This window comes from uncultured Paracoccus sp. (genome assembly GCF_947487305.1).
In the GTDB taxonomy this organism is placed as follows: Bacteria; Pseudomonadota; Alphaproteobacteria; order Rhodobacterales; family Rhodobacteraceae; genus Paracoccus.
This window is the reverse complement of record NZ_CANKWH010000031.1, coordinates 1-20875: the sequence shown is the minus strand read 5'-3', so window position 1 is coordinate 20875 and position 20875 is coordinate 1. Positions and strand designations below refer to the sequence as shown.

The 20875-nt window shown below is 60.1% G+C and carries 19 protein-coding genes and 2 pseudogenes; 7 read left to right on the top strand and 14 right to left on the bottom strand.

Annotated elements, in window-relative coordinates:
- Nucleotides 1-79: 79 nt before the first annotated feature.
- A complete protein-coding gene (locus tag Q1A36_RS19925) occupies nt 80-763 on the top strand; it encodes a PLP-dependent aminotransferase family protein (RefSeq protein WP_299847708.1) in 684 nt (227 codons plus the stop codon).
- A 180-nt stretch (nt 764-943) separates the two neighbouring features.
- Here Q1A36_RS19925 and Q1A36_RS19920 read toward each other — a convergent pair whose 3' ends face one another.
- From Q1A36_RS19920 to Q1A36_RS19900, 5 genes are read right to left on the bottom strand one after another with little or no spacing between them, the layout of a single operon-like run.
- Nucleotides 944-2590, bottom strand: a complete 1647-nt coding sequence (locus tag Q1A36_RS19920; protein ID WP_299847703.1) for a choline dehydrogenase — start codon at nt 2588-2590, stop codon at nt 944-946.
- A gap of 3 nt (nt 2591-2593) precedes the next feature.
- Nucleotides 2594-4090, bottom strand: coding sequence for an aldehyde dehydrogenase (locus tag Q1A36_RS19915; protein ID WP_152007274.1), 1497 nt, complete (start codon nt 4088-4090; stop codon nt 2594-2596).
- Between the two features lie 33 nt (nt 4091-4123).
- Nucleotides 4124-5848, bottom strand: a complete 1725-nt coding sequence (locus tag Q1A36_RS19910) for an ABC transporter permease subunit (RefSeq protein ID WP_299847698.1) — start codon at nt 5846-5848, stop codon at nt 4124-4126.
- Nucleotides 5841-6920, bottom strand: coding sequence for an ABC transporter ATP-binding protein (locus Q1A36_RS19905; protein WP_130521231.1), 1080 nt, complete (start codon nt 6918-6920; stop codon nt 5841-5843). The genes Q1A36_RS19910 and Q1A36_RS19905 overlap by 8 nt, the downstream gene beginning before the upstream one ends.
- A gap of 21 nt (nt 6921-6941) precedes the next feature.
- Nucleotides 6942-8054, bottom strand: a complete 1113-nt coding sequence (locus Q1A36_RS19900; RefSeq protein WP_299847694.1) for an extracellular solute-binding protein — start codon at nt 8052-8054, stop codon at nt 6942-6944.
- A gap of 265 nt (nt 8055-8319) precedes the next feature.
- Here Q1A36_RS19900 and Q1A36_RS21495 point away from each other — a divergent pair.
- From Q1A36_RS21495 to Q1A36_RS19875, 5 genes and pseudogenes are all read left to right on the top strand, one after another.
- Nucleotides 8320-8676, top strand: a pseudogene (locus Q1A36_RS21495) (Ldh family oxidoreductase); the annotation flags it as partial.
- 58 nt (nt 8677-8734) lie between these two features.
- Nucleotides 8735-9502, top strand: coding sequence for a D-amino acid dehydrogenase (locus Q1A36_RS19890; protein WP_299847706.1), 768 nt, complete (start codon nt 8735-8737; stop codon nt 9500-9502).
- A 24-nt stretch (nt 9503-9526) separates the two neighbouring features.
- Nucleotides 9527-9907: a Rid family detoxifying hydrolase gene (locus Q1A36_RS19885; RefSeq protein WP_299847692.1), complete on the top strand. Its 381-nt coding sequence runs from the start codon at nt 9527-9529 to the stop codon at nt 9905-9907.
- Between the two features lie 54 nt (nt 9908-9961).
- Nucleotides 9962-11290 carry a D-serine ammonia-lyase gene (locus Q1A36_RS19880; protein WP_299847691.1) on the top strand — a complete coding sequence of 443 codons (1329 nt, stop codon included), beginning with the start codon at nt 9962-9964 and terminating at the stop codon, nt 11288-11290.
- 99 nt (nt 11291-11389) lie between these two features.
- Nucleotides 11390-11821 (top strand): annotated as a pseudogene (locus Q1A36_RS19875) (integrase); the annotation flags it as partial.
- 170 nt (nt 11822-11991) lie between these two features.
- Here Q1A36_RS19875 and Q1A36_RS19870 read toward each other — a convergent pair.
- From Q1A36_RS19870 to Q1A36_RS19830, 9 genes are read right to left on the bottom strand one after another with little or no spacing between them, the layout of a single operon-like run.
- Nucleotides 11992-12342 (bottom strand): RidA family protein, encoded by a 351-nt coding sequence (locus Q1A36_RS19870; protein ID WP_366141613.1) that lies wholly within the window; start codon nt 12340-12342, stop codon nt 11992-11994.
- Nucleotides 12254-13471 carry an FAD-dependent oxidoreductase gene (locus Q1A36_RS19865; protein WP_299847689.1) on the bottom strand — a complete coding sequence of 406 codons (1218 nt, stop codon included), beginning with the start codon at nt 13469-13471 and terminating at the stop codon, nt 12254-12256. Before Q1A36_RS19865 ends, Q1A36_RS19870 begins: the two co-directional genes overlap by 89 nt.
- Before the next feature lie 9 nt (nt 13472-13480).
- Nucleotides 13481-14929, bottom strand: a complete 1449-nt coding sequence (locus Q1A36_RS19860) for an FAD/NAD(P)-binding oxidoreductase (RefSeq protein ID WP_299847687.1) — start codon at nt 14927-14929, stop codon at nt 13481-13483.
- Nucleotides 14926-15222, bottom strand: a complete 297-nt coding sequence (locus Q1A36_RS19855) for a (2Fe-2S)-binding protein (protein WP_299847685.1) — start codon at nt 15220-15222, stop codon at nt 14926-14928. Before Q1A36_RS19855 ends, Q1A36_RS19860 begins: the two co-directional genes overlap by 4 nt.
- Nucleotides 15219-16325, bottom strand: coding sequence for an FAD-dependent oxidoreductase (locus Q1A36_RS19850; protein ID WP_299847683.1), 1107 nt, complete (start codon nt 16323-16325; stop codon nt 15219-15221). Before Q1A36_RS19850 ends, Q1A36_RS19855 begins: the two co-directional genes overlap by 4 nt.
- On the bottom strand, nt 16322-17131 hold the full coding sequence (locus Q1A36_RS19845) for an ABC transporter permease (RefSeq protein ID WP_299847682.1): 810 nt from the start codon (nt 17129-17131) through the stop codon (nt 16322-16324). The genes Q1A36_RS19850 and Q1A36_RS19845 overlap by 4 nt, the downstream gene beginning before the upstream one ends.
- Nucleotides 17128-17991: an ABC transporter permease gene (locus tag Q1A36_RS19840; RefSeq protein WP_299847681.1), complete on the bottom strand. Its 864-nt coding sequence runs from the start codon at nt 17989-17991 to the stop codon at nt 17128-17130. Before Q1A36_RS19840 ends, Q1A36_RS19845 begins: the two co-directional genes overlap by 4 nt.
- On the bottom strand, nt 17991-19040 hold the full coding sequence (locus Q1A36_RS19835; RefSeq protein WP_299847679.1) for an ABC transporter ATP-binding protein: 1050 nt from the start codon (nt 19038-19040) through the stop codon (nt 17991-17993). The genes Q1A36_RS19840 and Q1A36_RS19835 overlap by 1 nt, the downstream gene beginning before the upstream one ends.
- Nucleotides 19041-19056: 16 nt before the next feature.
- Nucleotides 19057-20088, bottom strand: coding sequence for an ABC transporter substrate-binding protein (locus Q1A36_RS19830; RefSeq protein WP_299847677.1), 1032 nt, complete (start codon nt 20086-20088; stop codon nt 19057-19059).
- Between the two features lie 193 nt (nt 20089-20281).
- On the opposite strand from Q1A36_RS19830, the gene Q1A36_RS19825 reads away from it, so the two are divergent.
- Nucleotides 20282-20824, top strand: a complete 543-nt coding sequence (locus tag Q1A36_RS19825) for a LysR family transcriptional regulator (RefSeq protein WP_299847675.1) — start codon at nt 20282-20284, stop codon at nt 20822-20824.
- The last annotated feature ends 51 nt before the right edge of the window (nt 20825-20875 follow it).

Sequence of the window (20875 nt, the reverse complement as noted above, 5' to 3'; positions counted from 1 at the left end):
AAAATTGCGGCCTGTTTCGCCTGAATATCTACGAGCCCCTGGCCTTTCCGGCCAGAGAAACTTAACGTGACAACACCACCTGACGCCTTCCCACCAGTTCCCCACCGGCACGACGCTGGCGCTCGAGCGCCGTCTTGCCCTGATCGAATGGGCGGCCCGGCATCAGGCCTGGATCATGGAGGACGATTACGACAGCGAATTCCATTATGCCGGCAAGCCGACGGCCTGCGTGCAGGGTCTCGATCCGCACGACCGGACGATCTATATCGGCACCTTCACCAAGTCGCTGTTTCCGGGTCTGCGGATCGGTTATGTCGTGCTGCCGCCGCAGCTTGTGAAGCCGATGACCGTCGCACGCACATTGCTGGATGGACATACGGCGCCCATGGCGCAATTGACGCTTGCCCGCTTCATGGAAGGCGGGCATTTCGGCGCGCACGTCCGCAGCATGCGCGGCATCTATGCCGAACGCCTCGACGTGCTGGCCGGCCAAGTGGGCAGACACCTGGCGGATTTCATCGAGCCGCGCATTCCGGCCGGCGGCCTGCAGATGCCGTGCGTCCTGACCGCCGATCTATCCGAGCGCGCGGCCATCGATGCCGCGCGACGAGTGGGGATCGACATCCTCGGCCTGTCGGCGCTCCATGCTGCCAACGATCCGCAAGCCGGCTTCCTGATGGGCTTTGCCGCCTACACGCCGGCCGAGATCGAGGTGGCTGTCAGGAGGTTGGCGGAGGCGTTCCGGACGATAACGCGCGAATGACCGGATGGATTGAGTATATCACCGCAATACAACAAGCGTATGGAGACCATTCGATTCCGGCCCGAGCCGCAAAAAGGAAAACATGCTAAAGTCATCGCGCAGGATTTCATGCGACTGGACGCCCTTGAAATCGTCAGTCCCCTTTATCGCGAGCTCGTGGAACTCACACGGCGGCCGGCTTCAATGCCGGCCGGTATAAAAGGAGGAGTTCTGCGGCGGCAGTTGCCGGCCGAGAATGGCGTCGGCGATCTTCTCGCCGATCATGATCGTTGGCGCATTGGTATTGCCCGTCGTCAGCGCCGGCATCAGTGACGCATCGGCGATGCGCAACCCGCTCACGCCGTGTACGCAGCCGTCTTGATCGGTCACAGCCATCTCGTCGTTGCCCATCCGGCAGGTCGCGACGGGGTGGTAAGCGGTTCCGGCATTCTGACGAATCCAGGCAGCAAGATCCTTGTCGGAAGAAATGTCAGCGCTGGGCGTGACCTCCCGTCCGCGAAGCGGATCCCACGACTTCTGGCGGATGATCTCGCGTGTCTTTTTCACACCCTCGATCATCTCGTTGAGATCGGCATCCTCGGTCAAGAAGCCGATCTCGATTTTCGGGGCGGCCTTCGGATCGGCAGAGCGGAGCGAGACGCGACCGCGGCTCTTGGGACGCATGACACTGGTGAAATACTGAAAGCCGTCGAGCACCCTCGCCTCGCCACGATAGAATTCGCCGATCATCGGTAAGAATTCGTGCTCAATGTTCGGATAGGACACCGTGTCATTGCCACGGAAAAATGCTCCGACTTCGAAATAGTTGCTCGCGCCGAGCCCGGCCTTGGTCAACAGCCAGCGCAACCCGACGAAAGGCCGCCCCAATTTCGAGAGCTGTTTTGTCGGCGACACCGACTTGGTTGTCGTATACTGGATAGCCACGGCGACATGGTCCTGGAGATCCCGGCCAACACCGGGTAGATGGACCCTGCACGCGATGTCATGCGCCTTGAGCGTATCGGTATCGCCGATGCCGGAGAGCATCAGTATCTTGGGAGTATCGAACGCACCGGCGCTCAGCACAACTTCCTTTCCGGCCATCGCCTTTTTCACGACACCGCCAATCTCGTATTCGACACCCTGTATTGTGCTGCCATCCATGATCAGCCGCGTCACGGTCGCACCGGTCACGATGGCGAGATTGCGCCGCCCCTCGGCCGGACGCAGATAGGCAACTGCCGTGCTCTCGCGGACGCCGTTGCGAACCGAGGCTTGGGCGCGGTTGACGCCCTCCTGCTGGAAGCCGTTTTGGTCGGTGCTGAGCGGCAGGCCGAAATCCTGCCCTGCAGCAAGAAAGGCCTCGTAGAGCGGGTTTTCGGCACGGCATTGGTGCACATGCAGCGGGCCAGTCGCACCACGGTATTCGTTACCGCCCTTCTCGAAGGTTTCCATCTTCTTGAAGTAAGGCAGGACATGCGCATAGGACCACTTCGGCAATCCCCTCGCCGCCCAACCTTCGTAATCGAGCGGGTTGCCCCGCACGAAAACCATGCCGTTGATAGATGACGAGCCGCCCAGCACCCGGCCGCGATGCTGGTCGCTTATTCGCCCATTCAGTCCGGGCTCGGGCTCGCTCTTGTAGGCCCAGTTGTACTTCGTGCTTTCGAGTGGCAGGCCCAGTGCCGCCGGCATCCGCATGATGATCGAGCCGTCGCGTGGTCCCGCCTCGAGCAGCAGCACGCTGCGCGTGCCGTCCTCGGTCAGGCGGTTGGCGACCACGCAGCCGGCCGACCCCGCGCCGACGACGATATAGTCGTAGTTTGAGTTCTTCCCCATATCCGTCATTGCCTACCTCAATTGCATCCAGATCGTCTTGAACTGGAGATACTGGTCATGCGCCAGCATGGATTTTTCGCGCCCGCCAAAGCCCGACTGCTTGTAACCGCCGAATGGCACGGCCTGATCGCCTTCCGAGAAGCAGTTGACCGAGACCGTTCCGGCGCGGATGGCGCGGGAGACCTTATGGGCGATGTGCAGATTGTTGGTATAGAGCTGCGCGGCCAGACCATATTTCGTGTCGTTCGCGATCGCGACCGCTTCCTCGACGTCATTGAACGTGATGGTCGACAGCACGGGGCCGAAAATTTCCTCCTGGGCAATGGTCATGCTGTTGGCGACGCCATCGAACACGGTCGGCTCGATGAAGTAGCCGCCGGTCTGTTCGAGGATACGGTTGCCACCGAGCGCGACCAACGCGCCCTCGCGCTTGCCGGCCTCGATATAGCCCAACACCCGCTCCATGTGCTTCTGCTCGATCATGGCGCCCATCTTGGTGTCTTCAGCAAAGGGATCGCCAACCTTCCACGTCTTGAAATTCTCGATGACGGCTTCGAGCAGACGGTCCTTCATGCCGGCATGAACCAGCAGCCGAGAGCCTGCACTGCAGTTCTCGCCCTGGGAGAACAGGATGCCAAGAGCGATCTGTTCCACGACAGGACCTAGATCGTCGATATCGTCCATGACGATGACAGGGCTCTTGCCCCCCAGTTCCAGCAGCACGCGCTTGAGATTGGATTCAGCGGCATATTTGAGGAAATAGCCACCCACTTCCGTCGAACCTGTGAAGCTCAGGCAATCGACGTCGCGATGGCGGCCGAGCGCCTGTCCGGATGTCTCGCCATAGCCTGGCAGGACATTTATCACACCATCGGGGATGCCGGCCTCTGCCGCAAGGGCGGCAAGCCTGAGGGCCGTGAGCGGCGTCTGCTCGGCCGGCTTGATCACGATGGAGTTGCCGCCAGCAAGCACCGGACCGATCTTCATCGCGGTAATCGCGAGGGGGAAGTTCCAGGGGATGACAGCGCCGACGACGCCGATGGGCTCGCGAACCACCATCGAGACGATATCGGCGGAGGTAGGCGAAACGGCGTCATAGATCTTGTCTATCGCCTCGGCATGCCAGCGCAGCGTGGCAATCGCGTCCGGCACGTCGGCATTGAGCGCATCGAGGACAGGCTTGCCTGTGTCGAGGCATTCGAGGACGGCGAACTCTTCCTGATGCTTCTCGACCAGATCGGCAAGCCGCAGCAAGGCGACCTTGCGATCGCGCGGAGCAAGATTGCGCCAACTGCCCTTGTTGAAGGCGGAGCGTGCAGCCGCAACGGCGCGATCCACGTCCTCACGGTCGGTTTCGGCGACCGAGGCAACGACCTTGCCGGTGGCCGGGTTGATTGTATTGAAGGACTTGCCGCTGGCGGAATCGACAAAGCGGCCATCGATGAACGCCTTCGTTTCCGGTCTAATGGTTTCGGCCAGCCGGGCGAGCTCTTGAGCGGTGGACGACATGCTTGTTCCTTTCTTCTTGATGATTCAGCGCGGTCAGGTGCCCTTGGCGTCGAGGAAGCGGCGCGCAATGAGGGTGAGCATGATCGATCCGATACCGATGCAGACGAATATGGCATTGACGGAGGGAGTGAAGCCGAACCGCATCTGGTTCCACACCCAGACCGGCAGCGTCGGCTGCGTTCCGGTCAGGAAGAGCGAGACCACCACCTCGTCCACCGACAGCGTGAAACCGAGCAACGCCCCACCGATGATCGAGCCGCGCACGAGTGGCAACACGACATGCCAAACCGTTTTGGCGTAGGACGCGCCGAGATCGGTCGATGCTTCGACCAAGGCAGGATCCAGCCGTCTGAGCCGGCTGAGCACCGTCAGCATGATGACCGGCATGACGAATGTGCAATGCCCGAGCACGACGCGCGGAATACCTGTCGGGATGCGAAGCAACTGGAAAGCAAGCACAAGCGTGATGCCTAGCACTACACCCGGTATGGCGACCGGCAGCGTCAGCAATTGCTCCGAAAGCTTCCCGAAGGAAAGCCTTGCATAGGCGAGCAGGATAGCAAATCCCGTTCCGGCGGCGATCGAGATCAACAGAACCAGAAGCCCGACATAGAGCGACCGGTTCAGCGCCGCAAGCAGCGCTGTGTTGCTCAGTATCTCCTGATACCAGCGGAACGTCATGCCGCTTAGCGGGAACACCTGCACCGTCGCGTCGTTGAAAGAGAATATCGCGATGATTGCGAGTGGCGCATAGAGAAAAAGATAGGGCAGACAGAACAGCGCAAAGGCGAGCCAACGGAATAAAATGTTGCCGGCACTCCTGGCGCCTGCCGGTACTGACAGCATCCCACCCGTCTCGCCGGTCAGGATACCGGGCACGCGCGCTGTCCTGAACATGATGGCGAGAACGACGGCGACCGTCACAAGCAGCATCAATGCGAGCGCCGCGCCATAGGGCCAGTTGCCGACAATGCCGAACTGCGAGGCGATGACCATTCCGAGCATCGTCCCATTCAGTCCGCCGACCATCGACGGCGTGATGTAGTCGCCGACCGCCATGAGGAAGGCGAGCGCCACGCCCACCGAAGTGCCGGGACGCGACAGCGGCCATACGACGGTGAAGAAAGCCCTCAAGCCGCTTGCGCCGCAATCGTTGGCCGCCTCCGTCAGGCTGGGCGGAATGCGGTCGATCGCTGAATATGCAGCGACGAAGATGAAGGGGATTGAGACATATACGAAGGTGAGGAAGACGGCGAAGGAATTGTAGAGCAGCGCCGAACTCGGCTCCGAGATCAGACCCATCCGCAACAGGAAGGCGTTGAGCACGCCGCTCTCGCCGAGGATCACCCGCCAGGCGAAAACACGCATCAGCAGGCTGATCCAGAGCGGGATGACGACCAGCATGACCGACAGGAACCGGCCGCGCTCAAGAATGCGCGCTGCGTAATAGGCCATCGGATAGGCGATCAGCGTAGCAATCGCCGTGGCCAGCAGGGCGGTCGCCACTGTCCGCCAGAGCAGAACCCAGACGCCTGACGATTCCCACGCGCGCGCAAAATTCTGCAGCGTCAGATCGAAATTGGTCACGCCGTTCTTCGAGGTGAGCAGGCTGACGCCGATCAGCAGGATATTCGGCAGGACCACGAGCAGGGCAAGCCAGGCATAAAGCGACATTCGCGCGAGAATGCCGCACAGCACGGCTGGGACAGCGCTCCCAGTGTTCGGGTTTGCGCGCGATGCAAGGGCGACGTCAGTCATCAAGCACCACACAGTCTTCCGGCTTGAAGGACAGCCAAACCGGCTGGCCATGCTCAAGGATTGCACCACGCCGCGCCGGCGCAAAGGCGATGAAATCCTGGTCGCGGCAACGGACCTTCACCTCGCAAGTATGGCCAAGAAACAGAACGTCGGAGACATGGCCTTTAAGCGCGACACCTTCGGGGCACGGCCGATCGGCGGGAGTTATGGTCAGCGCCTCGAACCGCAGGCCAAGGCTTATCGCGCCGGGTCGGCGGACCGCCGCCATGCCGAAGCTTTCGCCACACACCGAGACCACCGAGGAATCCGCCGAACCCGCCGCCTCTGCGGCGATCAGGTTGGACTTGCCAATGAACTGGGCGACGAAGCGACTGTTGGGCGCATAATAGATCTCGCCTGGACTGTCGAGCTGTTGAATGCTGCCGGCATTGACTATGGCGACGCGGTTCGACATCGACAACGCCTCGCTCTGGTCATGGGTAACATAGATGAAGGTAATGCCGATCTTACGCTGCAGGTCGACCAGCACATGCTGCATCTGCTGCCGCAGATTGAGATCGAGCGCGGACAGCGGCTCGTCGAGCAAAAGCACCCTGGGGCGGCCAACAAAGGCACGGGCCAGAGCCACGCGCTGGCGCTGGCCGCCACTGACTTGATGCGGCAGGCGCTCCGCCATCTTGTCCATCGCCACCATTTCCAGCGCCTCGGCGACACGTCGACTGCGCTCGGCCTTGTCGACCCCTGCCATCCTCAATGGATATTCGACATTCTGCCGCAACGTCATATGCGGGAACAGCGCATAGGACTGGAACACGGTATTGACGTTCCGCCGGTGCGGCGGAACGTCGGTTACATCCTGGCCATCGAGAAAGATGCGGCCGGAATCGGCCTGCTCGAAGCCAGCGATGAGGCGCAGCGCGGTCGTCTTGCCCGAACCGCTGGGCCCGAGGATCGAGAAAAACTCACCTCGCTCGATTGAAAATTCATCGATCTCAAGCGCTGGAGTCGCAGCTCCGGGATAGCGCTTGACGACATTCTCGAACCGGATGATTGCATCGTTACGTGCAGGCATGTCAGTTACCCCACCCGGAAACTAGAGGGTTCCAGCCTTGAAGTCGTTCCACATCTGGACGCGACGATCGACGCTTTCAGGCGCCTTGAAAAAAACCATCTTCTCCCAGAAACTGGGCTGATTCTGATCGATGATGTTGGTCTTGGCGAGGATATCGTCCTTCACACCACCCTGTCTGGCGCCCTCGTCGGTCAGTACGCCGTTGTTGAGTGACAAGGAGATGAAGCGGGACTGCCATTCCAGCGTCAGGTTGTCGTTGAGGAACTGATAGACTTCCGGACGATCGCCATGCGGGGTCAAAACCGCATTGTCGATCCAGGTCGGCGTACCTTCCTTGGGGAAGGTGTACTTGAAGTTCATACCCTTGCCCTGGAGATTAAAGACGATGGAAACGTTATTGCAGTAACCGATGACCGCGTCACCGGCCGCATAGATCGCCGCGGCGTCGTTGAAGCCGCGCGCGATGGTACTGACCTGTGGACGAAGGGCGGCGAGCACTTGGGCGCACCTGGCGAAGTCTTCGTCCGAAAGATTGAAGGGATCCGCAACGCCAGCCTGCAGCGCGATCATCGGGAAGGTGATATAGGCATCATCGAACAGATTGACTTTGCCGGCATGCTTTTCGTCCCAGAGCGCGGCCCAGCTGTCGGTGCCTTCGGTGACGACATCCGCGTTGAACATCAACGGCTGCGTTCCCCAACTATAGGGTACACCATAGAGATCGCCATCGACCGTGTTGCGCTCCTGATATTTGAGGCCGGGCGTTATGTTGACCGCATTGGGGAGCTTGGAAGCGTCAATCGGCACAATGAGGCCAGCTTCCTTGAAGCGCGGAATGGAACCCGACTCGAAATAGAGTACGTCGGCCTGGATCGCGCCCGACTGGGTCTGGGCAAAAATCTCGTCATTGGAGCCGGCACGAACGACATTGACCTTGACGCCGGTCGCCTTGCTCCATTCCGCGATCCATGCGTCCTCGTGATATGTTTCCCAGGTAATGATCGTAATTTCCGATGCTGCACGCGCATCGCGAATGAAGGCGGGCGCTGCGGGCGCTGCGAGCGCTGCCGTTCCTGCCGCAGCCGCCGCCAGAAAGCCACGCCGCCCTATTTTCAAATCCGTAAAATTCTCCATCACTTCCCTCTTTCGGTTCCCTGATTATTGCCGGCGCCATGGAGCGCCGGGGCTGAAGGCGAGCTGCCGAGCACGTCTTCAGATCCTGCCTCCGCACGACCTTCGGAAAAGCGGCTCTTGCGTTTCGCTTTCGCATATTTTATGCAATCTACACATCGCCTGCGCAATAGATTTCTGACGAGCTCGTCGAAAATCTCGCGCACAGCGGCGTGCGAACCTCCGGCAGGTCGCGCAACTGAAGTCCGATTGCAGTGGTAGTTTCGAAATGACGGCGATCAGCCCATCCTCCCTCTCCTCCAAAGGCCAGCCCGCGGCAGAGGAAGCCCCAGGACACCGCGTTCTGAGTCTCCAGGAAATCCAAGCCTTGGCCACGCGCATCCTCGTCAGACACGGGCTCACGGAACCGCATGCCGATGCGCTGGCAGACGTCATCACCGCCGCTGAACGTGACGAATGCGCTTCGCATGGCACTTATCGCCTCGCCGGGCTGGTGCGGACCATCGCCGCCGGCAAGGTCAATGTTGCTGCCAAGCCGAAAATCCAATCAGATCAATCCGCCATCGTCAGGGTCGATGCCGATATGGGCTTCTCCTCGCTTGCCTTCACGATGGGGATCGACGCCTTGACGGAAAGAGCTCGGAGCCACGGCCAAAGACGTCAAGGCGCTCGCCGCCGACGGCATTCCCTACGAGGTACTCGACCCCGAGGGCTGCATCCGCGTCGAGCCCGCGCTGAAGCACGTGCGCGAGAAGATCGTCGGCGGCCTGCTGACGCCGAAGGACGAGACCGGCGACTGCTTCAAGTTCTCCAATGCGCTGGCCGCAAAAGCCGCGGCGCTCGGCGTGCGCTTCAACTACGGCAGCATCATTCGCGGCCTCGACGTAGAGGGCGGCCGTGTGCACGGCGTTGTCACAGCGCACGGAACGATCGGAGCTGACGCCGTGGTCGTAGCGCTCGGCAGCTTCTCGCCGCTCCTCGTGCGCCCGCACGGCATTCGCCTGCCGGTCTATCCGGTCAAGGGGTACTCACTGACAATCCCGATCACCGACGCCTCGCGCGCACCGGAATCCACCGTGATGGACGAGACCTACAAGATCGCCATCACGCGCCTCGGCGACCGCATCCGCGTCGGCGGCATGGCGGAAATCTCTGGCTACACCAACGACCTCGGTGAGCCCCGCCGCCTGACGCTGCAGCACTCAGTCACCGACCTCTTTCCCGGCGGCGACGTGTCAAAGGCAAGCTTCTGGTCGGGCCTTCGCCCGATGACGCCGGATGGCACGCCGGTCATCGGCCCGACCAAGATCGCCGGACTTTACCTCAACACCGGCCACGGCACACTCGGCTGGACGATGAGCTCGGGCTCCGCCCGCCTCGTCGCCGACCTCGTCTCCGGCAAGAAGCCCGAAATCGACGCCACAGACCTCGCCGTCGCCCGGTACGCCTGATCGTATTCAACAGGAGGCATATACATGCTCGAGGAAATCCACACCAACGATGCGCCTGGCGCCGTCGGGCCGTTCTCGCAGGCGATCAAGGTTGACAACCTGCTGTTCGTCTCGGGGCAGTTGCCGATCGATCCGGCAACAGGCGAGTTCAATTCCGACGATGCGATCGCACAGGCCGACCAGTGTCTCAGGAATTTGGCAGCCATTGCTGCAGCCGCAGGGACGACGCTTGCCAAGACTATTAAGACGACCGTGCTTCTCACGGACCTCGGCCAATTTGCGGAGATAAATAAAGTCTATGCCGGGTTCTTCGCCAAGCCCTATCCGGCTCGAGCCTGCTATGAGGTCAAGGCTTTGCCCAAGGGCGCACAGGTGGAAATAGAAGCCGTAATCGCAGTTGGCTGAGCGCCAGGGCGATCAGAAAACTCGGACCCGCCCGCGACCAGATTGGAAGCTGACATGACGATGCAACTGCCGAATAACCCCGCCCGCGCGAACGTGCTCGCAGCGCGCCCGACGCTTTGGACGAACCCTCAATATCATGAGAATGCGATCAACGACGCCTCCCTTCCGCTGACGCCGGATCAGGTCGATCAGGCACAGGCGAACTGGAAGCGGCTCGCGCCGCTGCTTGAAACCTGCTTCCCCGAACTGAAGACAACGGCCGGTGCAATCCGGTCCGACCTGATCGAATTGAATGCGCTTCGCGACGCGCTCGGCTATGGCGGCGCCGAGTTCGGCCATGTGTTCGTGAAAGCCGACAGCGCGCTACCGGTCGCCGGCTCCATCAAGGCGCGCGGCGGTGTTTACGAGGTGTTCGTTTTCGCCGAGGACCTCGCCAAGCGCGAGGGCCTTCTCGGGGACGGACAGGATATCCGTCAATTGGCCAGCGACGAGGCGAAGGTATTCTTCGCCCGCTATACGATCGCCGTCGGCAGTACGGGTAATTTGGGGCTCAGCGTCGGCATCGCAGCGCGCGCACTCGGTTTCAAGGCTACAGTGCATATGTCGTCTGATGCGAAAGTTTGGAAGGTGGAGCGTCTGAGGAAGCTCGGCGTGGAAGTCGTGCAACATGAAGCCGACTATACGACCGCCGTTGAGAACGCCCGCATCGTCGCGGAGAGCGATCCCACCATCTATTTCGTCGACGACGAACAGTCCCGACAGTTGTTCCTCGGCTACAGCGTCGCCGCATTGGAACTCGCAGAACAGCTCAGTACTCGCGGCATCATGGTCGATGCAGAGCATCCGCTGTTCCTCTATCTGCCGTGCGGGATCGGCGGCGCGCCCGGTGGTGTCACCTATGGCGCTAAGAAGGTCTTCGGCGACAATGTTCACTGCTTCTTCGTCGAGCCCGTTCAGTCGCCTTGCGCTCTCGTGCACATGATGAGCGGTTCCGAGGAGCTTGTCTCGGTCTATGATGTCGGCCTGACCAACAAAACTGAGGCCGACGGCATGGCCGTGGCGCGCATGTCGGCGTTCGTTGCTTCTGTCATGCGCAATATGCTCGCCGGCATCTTTACGGTCGAGGACGACGAATTGTTCCGCTGGTTGCTTCTCGCACATCAATCCCAGGATATTCGCCTTGAGCCGTCTGCGGCCGCAGGCTTCGCCGGTCCGCAGTTCGTGGTAAAGCATCCACAGGGGCAGGCACTCTGCGAAGCACTAAACATCGTCGATCGCCTGCCACAAGCGGCCCATGTGGTTTGGACGACCGGCGGCTCGTTCGTGCCGCAGGAGCAATTCGACTGCTTCCTGAAGGACGCCGCAGTTCCCCACAAGACATAACAATCAAATCAAACTGCCAAACTATCCCACACGTAGGGCATTTCGGCCTGTGCCTCTGGCAGTGCCATTGGCAGGGCTACGCGCGGCGGCATGCCCAAAAGTGTCGCGACCATTGAGCGACGCCTTGCCGCCACCGGCTGGAACTGCGCGCAGCGGGGGATGCCGTTGGATCGGAAGAACAGAGCGATCGCCACGGTGATGGCCGGCATCCGGAACAAACACGCCGCCCCGCCCCGGCAGAAGGAAGCGATCCTTCCCGAAGATCTGATCGTAATGCTGGAAACTTTCCATGGAGGCTCGCTGCGCGGCCTGCGCGACCGGGCCATGCTGCTCATCGGCTTTGCCGGTGGCCTGCGCCGCTCGGAGATCACCGGCCTCGACCTTGGCCGCAGCCAGACAGACAATGGGCGCGGCTGGATCGAGATCCTCGACAAGGGCCTGCTGGTGACGCTGCGTGGAAAAACCGGCTGGCGTGAGGTGGAGATCGGCCGCGGGTCTTCCGACGCCACCTGCCCCATCGGCGCCGTCGAAACTGGGTCAAGTTCGACAATCCGCAAAACGATCGCGCACGCTCCTTCCTCACCCGTGTCTTAAAACACTGACTGACGCTCTCCCGGCTGGACTCAACCGTCTCGCTGAACAGGAACCTGACTGGCTGTGGCACCAAGAACAGCGTCACAGCCCGCGCGGGTCGCCACCGGTCAAGCGCGTCGCGCGGCAATCAGGAGAATTTCCACTTTGAGGTCGGGTCGCGCGAGACGGCTTTCGCAAGTGGCCCTAACAGGAGGGGCGGCTTTATCTACCCATTGATCCCAGACTGCATTCATTTCCGCAAAGTCGGCTATGTCGGCCAGCCAGATTGTCACGCTCAACACGTTGGACTTGTCCGAGCCCGCTTCGCTCAACAACTGGTCGATCTTGTCCAGAACCTGCCGGGTCTGACCCTGGATCGCCTGCGAGGTATCATCGGCAACCTGTCCCGCCAGATAGATCGTGTCGTTGTGGGTCACGATGCGGCTCATGCGGGGACCGGTGTGAAGGCGCGTGATCATTCTTGCATTTCTCCTTTAGAAGTCGAATGGGTGAAAACCTGTCGATCGGAAGGGGTGGGGTCCTTCCCAGCATAAGGTCGCAGACAAGGCGGGACAGGATCGGTCCCATAGTGAAGCCTGCCCTTGCGCAACCGAGCACATAGGCGTCGTCGTGCCCCGGGACCCGTCCCAAGACCGGCAACTCATCCTTGGTCGCGCCCTCGTAGCCCGACCACATCCGGACCGCCTGCAGGCGGGCCAACGGGGGGACGGCGGCGAAGGCGTGCCGGATGTTTCGCTGCAGTCTTGGAAGGCTCAGCGCTTTCTCTTCCCCGAGAAGTGTTCCTTCGCCTTGCCAGCCACCACCGATGAGACAGGTGCCGTTTGTTTGCTGCTTGATTGTGAGGTTGCGTTGGGTGTGGGTAACGAGCCGATCTATGAAGATGGGCGCACGCTCCGTGATCGTGAGCATGTTGATCATGAGATCGATGTCGAAGTCGGCACCCAGCATCGATGAAACGGTACTCGTCCAGGCCCCGGCGGCAATTAACACTTGTTCGCAGTGGATGTCCCGGCCCGCTGAATGCAACAGATAGCCACTGGGAAGCCTGGTGATGTCGAGGATCGGCGTGTTTTGCATCAAGGCAATGCCTTGATGCGAAAGCATCCGAACATAGGCCAGACCCGCTTGAAGCGGGTCGAGCGCGCCTTCCTGTTTGCAGAATGACGCTCCGGCCAGACTGGAACACAGCCATGAGGGGAACGTCTCGTCATCGCGGGGAAGCCAGTCTACGCTCAGCCCGGCGGACCGGAGGGGCTCTATCGAGGCCTTCAGCGCTTCCGCCTCCTGGACTGACGACGCCACGCGCAGGCCGCCGAGCTTCTTGATCCGAAAGCCACGGCCGAACTCGTTCGACAGATCGTCCCACAGCCGAATCGATTCCGCTGCGTAGGGCCACATGGAGGGATCCAGGATCTGGACAGATATCGAACCCGCATTTACGCCGGATGCTTCGCGGAACGGGCTTCCCCGGTCTACGACGATGACACGCCGGCCGGCCCTCGACAGCTGCAGAGCGCAGGACAGCCCCTGTATGCCTGCGCCGATCACGGCAATATCGGATTTCAGCATTTTGCGGCTGTTGTCCATTGCTGTGACCTAGCTAGTCACGCCGGGAGGAAGTTCCCGCACCACCGTCTTCATCGCCTCATCCGTGGTCGGGATCGCAGCGAACTCGCCCAATGAGATGGGCTTTATTGGGAAGCGAATATTATAGTAGCCGACTTCCTCGACCGAAACCTTCCGAGCATCGGCGATCGTCTCGGTGACGGTGACGCCGCACATGCGTCCCTGACACGGTCCCATGCCGCAACGGAGAAATGCTTTCGCCTGGTTTGGACCGGCGCAGCCAAGAGCGACGACGTCTCGTAGCTGCCGCGCAGTGACTTCCTCGCATCGGCACACGATTGTCTCGCCCTCCGGAACACGAAACTGCTTTGCAGGCGTATAAAGCTTGTCGAGGAAGGCCCGCCCACGCACCAGGCGTTGTTTTGCGGCGCGATCGCGGCTGGCGCGGTTGCTGAGTTCACCGGCCGCTATCTTGCCCAGCCGATCCGCAACCTTCAGTGCGGTCAGGCGTGCTGCGTGTTCCGCAACAACGGCGCCGCCGATCCAAGCGCCGTCGCCGGCCACGAAAATTCCCCTTTTGCTTGTCTCGCCCCACTCATCCGTTACCGGGCGGAAGCACAGTTGCGTGTCATCCCAAACATGCTCGCAGCCGATCGCCATGCTAAGGTTTACGTTCGGAATCACGCCTTGATGGAGCAGGAGGGTTTTCGCGCCGATGGGCTTCTGCGTCGTGCCGTTGCGCGTGAACTCCACCGCGTTAAGTCCGGATTCTCCCACGGCTTTGATGGAATCGACGTTGGCAATTACGCGCGTCGAGGATTTAACCTCCAAAAGCAGCTTGGCGCCCTTTGCGGCCAAGGGTGAAAGAGCGAAGCCGGGCAGATAACCGATGGCTTTCGTCCAGTTCGATCGAGGCGTGGTGTCCAGTACACAGGCGATTTTTGCATTGGCTCTCAGATATTGCGCAGCCAGCAGCCACAGCAGAGGACCGCATCCTGCTAATACGATTTCGCCGTCCGGTACGACGCCCGAGGTCTTGAGCAAGATCTGCGCAGCGCCGGCGGTCATGACGCCGGGCAGTGTCCAGCCCGGGATGGGAAAGGGCCGTTCCTGTGCGCCCGTCGCGAGGATAACCGCATCAGCAGAGATGAGGAAGCTGTGGCCGCGAACGGAAACGCCGACGTCCCATCCCGGCGACACGCTCCAGACGATCGCTTGCGGGACATACTTAGCGCCGGATGCTTCGAAGGCTGCTACGAGTTCCGCACCGCGATAGTATTCAGTGCCGAGTATTTTTGGATCGCTGATGGGACTTCTGGTCGCCGAGCGATAGATCTGTCCGCCCGGGGCGGTCTGTTCGTCGAGCACGACTACGTTCAACCCGGCTTCGGCGAGGGATGTCGCGGAAGCCAAGCCGGCGGGTCCAGCGCCGATGACGACGACGTCGTATCGACGTTCATATTCGATGTGGGAAGTCATTTCGCTATGTCCCGCCTGCCTAATTGGGTCTCGACCTGCATGCCGTCCGTCACTTCGCACAGACATGCCTGCCGATTTCCCACGCCGTCGATTGTCACCAGGCAATCGAAGCAGATGCCCATCATGCAATAAGGGTTGCGAGGCGCGTGGCTGACCGGAGTTGTCCGGAACGGTCCGGCATTGGAGGCGAGCAGCGCGGCGGCTACGCTATCGCCGTTGAAAGCGGTGAGGGTCTCGCCGTTGAATTGGAATTTAACTTGTGTTCTCGACTTGCAGCTTGCGATGCGTGTCACTGGAACCTCTCTGACGTGAAACAAGACAACTCGGCATCGAGCGCGCCCGCAGCGATCATTCGCGGAACTTCGAGCATGTGAACTGAGGCCATGCTGACACCGCTATGTGCGGTCGCGACGAAGGCGCCGGGACAGGTCTTGGACTGGTCGTAAATCGGCTTGCCATCTCTGGGCATGACGCGCAGCGCGCCCCAGGTACGGACAATGTTCACATTCTCCAGCAGCGGGAACATCTTGGTGATGCGCCCAGCGATGGCACTGAGGACCCGGAGATCCACGGTATCGTCGAACCCGGTTTCTTCAACGGAGTCGCCAAGCTGAACGCCGCCCTCGTCTGTTTGCCGCACGTTGATGGTGGGATAATAAAGGAAAGGCCGCACCTTCTCGGTGACCAGGATCTCACCCTTCTGGGGCCGCACCGGTACATCCAGGCCGACCATCGGACCCAAGCGTGCATTGTCGTGACCCGCGGTCAGGACCACTTTCCCGGCCGTGAACGTGCCCTTATCCGTCTTTATGACGAACTCGCCGCCGCGATGCTCGATGGTCGTGACAATATGAAGGGGGCGATACGAAACGTTTGACCGGTTGCCGCCGATGTGAAGGGCGCGCAGCAGCCGCAGCGAGTTGGCCTGGCCATCGAGTGGACAATAGCTGGCGCCTGTAACTGTCGGCCCAACCTCGGGAAGCATGCGCTTCACCTGTGCGGCATCCAGTATTTCCCAGGGATAGGGATCAACGCCGCCGCACTGCTCCCGCAACCGGATGAAGACCCTCTTCCTGGCTTCGAGTTCCCCTTCTGACAACGTCAGATGGAGGCCGCCCGGCTGGATAAAGGCCAAATCGACGCCCGAGAGCCTTTCCAGCTGCTCGGCAAAAACCGGCCAGGAAAGGGCGGCCTTCCGTGCCCAGTCGGCATAGCCCGGCATGCCGAGACCCTTGGACTGCACCCAGATCAGGGAGAAGTTTCCACGCGAGGCACGGTGGGCTATATCAGCACCGTCAAGCACGGTGACGCGTTTACCACGCATCGCCAGGCCCAGTGAGATCGCCGAACCGATCACGCCACCGCCGATAACAACGACATCCGGATCGACCGTCATGACGATCCCTTCTGCTCGCCGCCGACCAGGAGGCGGTCGAGCCCGAACAAGCGATCGAGAATGACCATGACGAGCACAGCCACGCCGATAAGTGCCGCGGAAACCGCGGCGACAAGCGGATCGATGTTGTCCTGGATGTAGTTGAACATTCGCACCGGCAGCGTCACAGTTTGCGGCGAAGCGATGAAGGTCGTCATGGTGAGTTCGTCGAAGCTCGTGATGAAGGCGAGCAGCCATCCAGCGGCGAGGCCAGGAACGAGCATCGGCAGCGTAATGCGTCGGAACGTCGTAAGTGGGCCGGCGCCCAGGGACTCGGCGGCGGATTCCACTGACGCATCCAAGGAGCCGGCATTCGAAAGCACCATGCGCATAGTGAAGGGGATAACGACGATCACATGAGCGATCACAAGGCCGGCGAAGGTGCCGGTGAGCCCGATCTGCGAGAAAAAGCGCAAGAATGCGATGCCGAGCACAACGTGCGGGATCATAAGCGGAGACTGAAGCAGGGAAAGAAAGGCTTCGCGACCGTAGAACCGGTAACGGAAGATCGCCAGCGCGGCAGGCACCGAAAGGATCAAGGCGATGGTGCTCGCGGCCAGTCCCAACCAAAGGCTGGTTAGCGCCGACCCCAGGAAATCACCGCGCTCATAGAGCGCCGCGAACCAGCGCAAGGAGAACGATGTCACCGGTACGGAAAGGTATCCAGTCGGCGTGAACGCGACGAGGCAAACGATAACGATAGGGGCCATCGAGAAGATGATAAACACAGCGTGGAAGAGCAAAGAAAGGAAGCCATTCCTGCTCATTTGAAAACCTCCGAATACTTAGACTCGATCCATTTGTTGATGACGGTCATCAGGATGGCGATAAAGATCAAAAGCAGGATCGCGACGGCGGCGCCGAGCGGCCAGTTGAGCGTGTTCAGGAACTCATCATAGGCCAAGGTTGCCACTACCTTCAGGCGGCGGCCTCCGAGGATCGCGGGCGTGGCGAACGCGCTAGCCGCCAAGGCGAAGACGATGAGTGAACCGGCGAGAATCCCGGGAAGGGCAAGCGGCAGAACAATGCGCCGGATGATCGTGATCTGTGAAGCCCCAAGCGACTCGGCTGCGGATTCGATCCGCCGATCTAGCCGCTGCAGCGACGCCCAGACCGAAAGCACCATGTAGGGTACCAGAACATGAATGAGGGCGATCACGACGCCGGTTTCTGTATACATCAGGTCGAAAGGCTGGCTGATGAGCCCGAACCGCTGCAATGTCGAACTGATCAATCCGGTCGATCCGAAGATGAGCGCCCATCCGAGGGTCCGGGCGACAACCGAAATGAAGAGGGGGCCTAGAACGACCAGCAGGAAGATGTTTCGCCAAGGGCTGCGCATCCTGTAGAGAATGTAGGCCTCCGGCACACCGAGAACCAGCGCGCCCAATGTGACCAGCAGAGAGATCTTCATGGTCCTGAGAAGGACCTCGGCGAAGTAGCTGTCTGTGAAGATGTCGCGATAGTTCAGAAGCGAGATTGTGTCGCTGATGCCTCCGTAAGTCGAATACTCCCTTAGGGACAGGAGAACCGTGGACAGGATCGGCGTGACCAGGAACGCCACGATCAGGATCGCTGCGGGTGCGCTGAGAAAATAGGCGTTCAACCGACGACGATGGGAGGCCATCATGTTCCGGCGCTCCCCTCATCCACTTTCTGGATGTCGGTCTCGCTCCACGACAGATGAACGCGATCCCCGACGCTTGGGAGCACCGTTCCGTCATTGGCGGCGAGCATCTCCATCTGCCCGAGCGGAGAAGAGAGCTGCAGGAACCATTGGTGGCCCTGAAAGACCCGACGGCGGACCTCTGCAGCGATCCCGTCCGACGACAGGCGCACGCGCTCCGGCCTGACATTGAAGCGCGTCGGTCCCGTTGTCTGGGGTCCGCTCAATCGAACCTCCAGAGCATCGAAAACGGCATAATACGAGCCGTCGCGCTCGATAATCTTGGCGCTGACAACATTTGTTCGGCCAAGGAAATTCTGGACGAACTGGGAGCTTGGATTGCCGTAGGCTGTTTCAGGATGCCCGACCTGCTCGACCCGCCCCTTGTTCATCACGATGACACGGTCGGAAAGGGCGAACGCTTCGCCTTGATCATGTGTCACCAAGACGGTGGTAGTGCCAACATTTCGTTGGATCGAGCGCAGTTCTTCCTGCATCTCCTCGCGAATTTTTGCGTCGAGGTTTGACAGTGGCTCGTCGAGCAGGAGCAGACGTGGCCGGACAACAAGCGCGCGTGCCAAGGCGACACGCTGTTGTTGTCCGCCGGACATCCGTCTTGGGTATCGATCCCCAAGACCATCCAAACCAACAAGCGAAAGCGTCTCTTTAACCCTCGACGCGATTTCCACCGCGCCGACTTTTCGCATCTCCAATCCGAAAGCGACATTTTGTGCAGCCGTCATGTGGGGAAAGAGCGCATAACTTTGAAAGACGATTCCGAAGTTGCGCTTGGCAGGCGGGACTCGAGCCAGACTGACGCCATCGACAGCAATGTCGCCATCCGTGGGCTCGATGAACCCGGCAATCATCTGTAACGCTGTCGTCTTCCCACATCCGGATGGCCCGAGGAGCGAGACAAATTCGCCCTTCTCTACGGTCAGGTCGATGTTGTGGACGCCGACATGGGGGCCGTAGAGCTTGCGGAGCCCTTTAATCTGCAAAAAGGTCATTGGAGTTCCAGCCTTCTTAACGCTCGATCTCGCGCGTCCAGCGGCGGTTCCACTGCTCGCGCTCACGATTGACCGTGGGCCAGTCGATGACCTTCAGTTGCGAGATCTGATCGCTTCCATAAGGGATCCCCTTTTGCTCCTCAGGCTTCAACTCCACCTTCGAGTTGACCGGGCCGAGCGCTGCGGTGACAGCAAGGGTGCGCTGAGACTCCTGCGAGAGGATGTGCTGAATCAGTCCCTGCGCCTCCGGCTTGTCTTGCCCGCCTGCAACTGGACAAATGGCGACGCCGATCGCGTAGCCACCTTCCTTCGGATAAACGAACCCCATGGGAAAACCGCTTTCCGCGATGACCTTGGCGCGCGACGTTCCCCAAACCCCGAGCACGGCCTGGCCGCTCTGGAAGAGTTCGCTCATCTTTCCGGGCGAGGGCTCATAGGTCAGGACATTCGGTCCGATTTCGTTAGCGAACGCGTCAAAACCCGCATCAATCGACGTTTCGCCGCCGCCGCTCTGCCGGGCAGCTGCAACTAGGGCAATAAGGCCGTAGGTGTTGTTGATCGGCGGAACGACAATCTTCTTGCTGAACTTCTTGTCCTTCAGGTCATCCCACGAGGACGGGGCTTCCCAGCCTTGAGACGCAAAGTAATCCTTATTGTAGACGAGCCCCGTGCCGATAAGACTCATCAATGCGGATTTACCGTCTTTCGATTTCGCGATGGAAACGAGGTCGTCATAAACGGCTGCGGTCTCAAGCTCCTTGCAAAAGCCCAGCTCCACTGCTTGCGCCATCGGACCGTCATCGAGGAAGACGACATCCAGCTGTTGGTTCGATTTTCCCGCCTGCAGCTTGGCGAGAAGATCGGTGGAATTCCCCGTTACATACTCGACTTTAACGCCGGTCTTTTTTTCGTAGTCTTGAAGAATACTCGTCCGAAAGGCCTCTTCAATCGATCCACCCGATCCACCAAGGTATAAGGTCTTTTCTTGCGCGAGCGCAGCGGTGCTCAAGGCGATGATTGGCAAGGCCAAGGATGCTATCTTAAACATGGAAACTCCCCTCCCGTGGTTCAAACTCAGCATGCACGTCATTTAGACCTTGCCAGATTGACGGACAGAAATGCATAAAGTCAAATTTTTTTATAACGCTTACTTATAAGCAAACGTTATAAAGAGGGATTGGTCGCAATCGGCCGCTAGGCGCGTATTCGCTCCGAGCATTTTTGATTTTTAGGGGGCATAGATGATTAATATCCGGCAGTTAGAGGCCTTCAGGGCAGTTGTCGTAAGCGGGAGCGTCACTCAGGCGGCCGCTCGGTTGAACGTCTCGCAGCCAGCAGTATCAAATCTCATTTCAAATCTTGAGCGGGAAACGGGCCTTACTCTGTTTCAGAGAAACGGTCGCCGCCTCGCGCTCACCAAGGAGGGCCATCTCCTCCACGCTGAAACCGAGAAAGTTTTTTACGCGGTGTCTCACATTACGCGTATGGCCGAAGAAATCAGAACTTTGAGACAGGGCCAACTGACAATCGGCTCGATGCCCTCCATGGGCCTCCATTACTTGCCAACGGTGCTAGGCGCGTTCCTTGAGGATAAGCCGAATGTCAATGTCACGCTGCTCGTCCGCGATTCGGCAAAAGTCGTTGATTGGGTCATGGGCCAGCAGATCGATCTAGGTGTGAGCGTTATTCCTTCGGACCATCCTGCCGTGGAAAACGAGTTGCTTGCGACCGCGCAGGGCGTGTGTGCCGTGCCACTGGGGGTGACGTCCATGGACGTGGTGTAGCTTGCGGTGGCCATCGGGTTTCCCGGTAGGGTCGGGTTGCGAGAACCAACC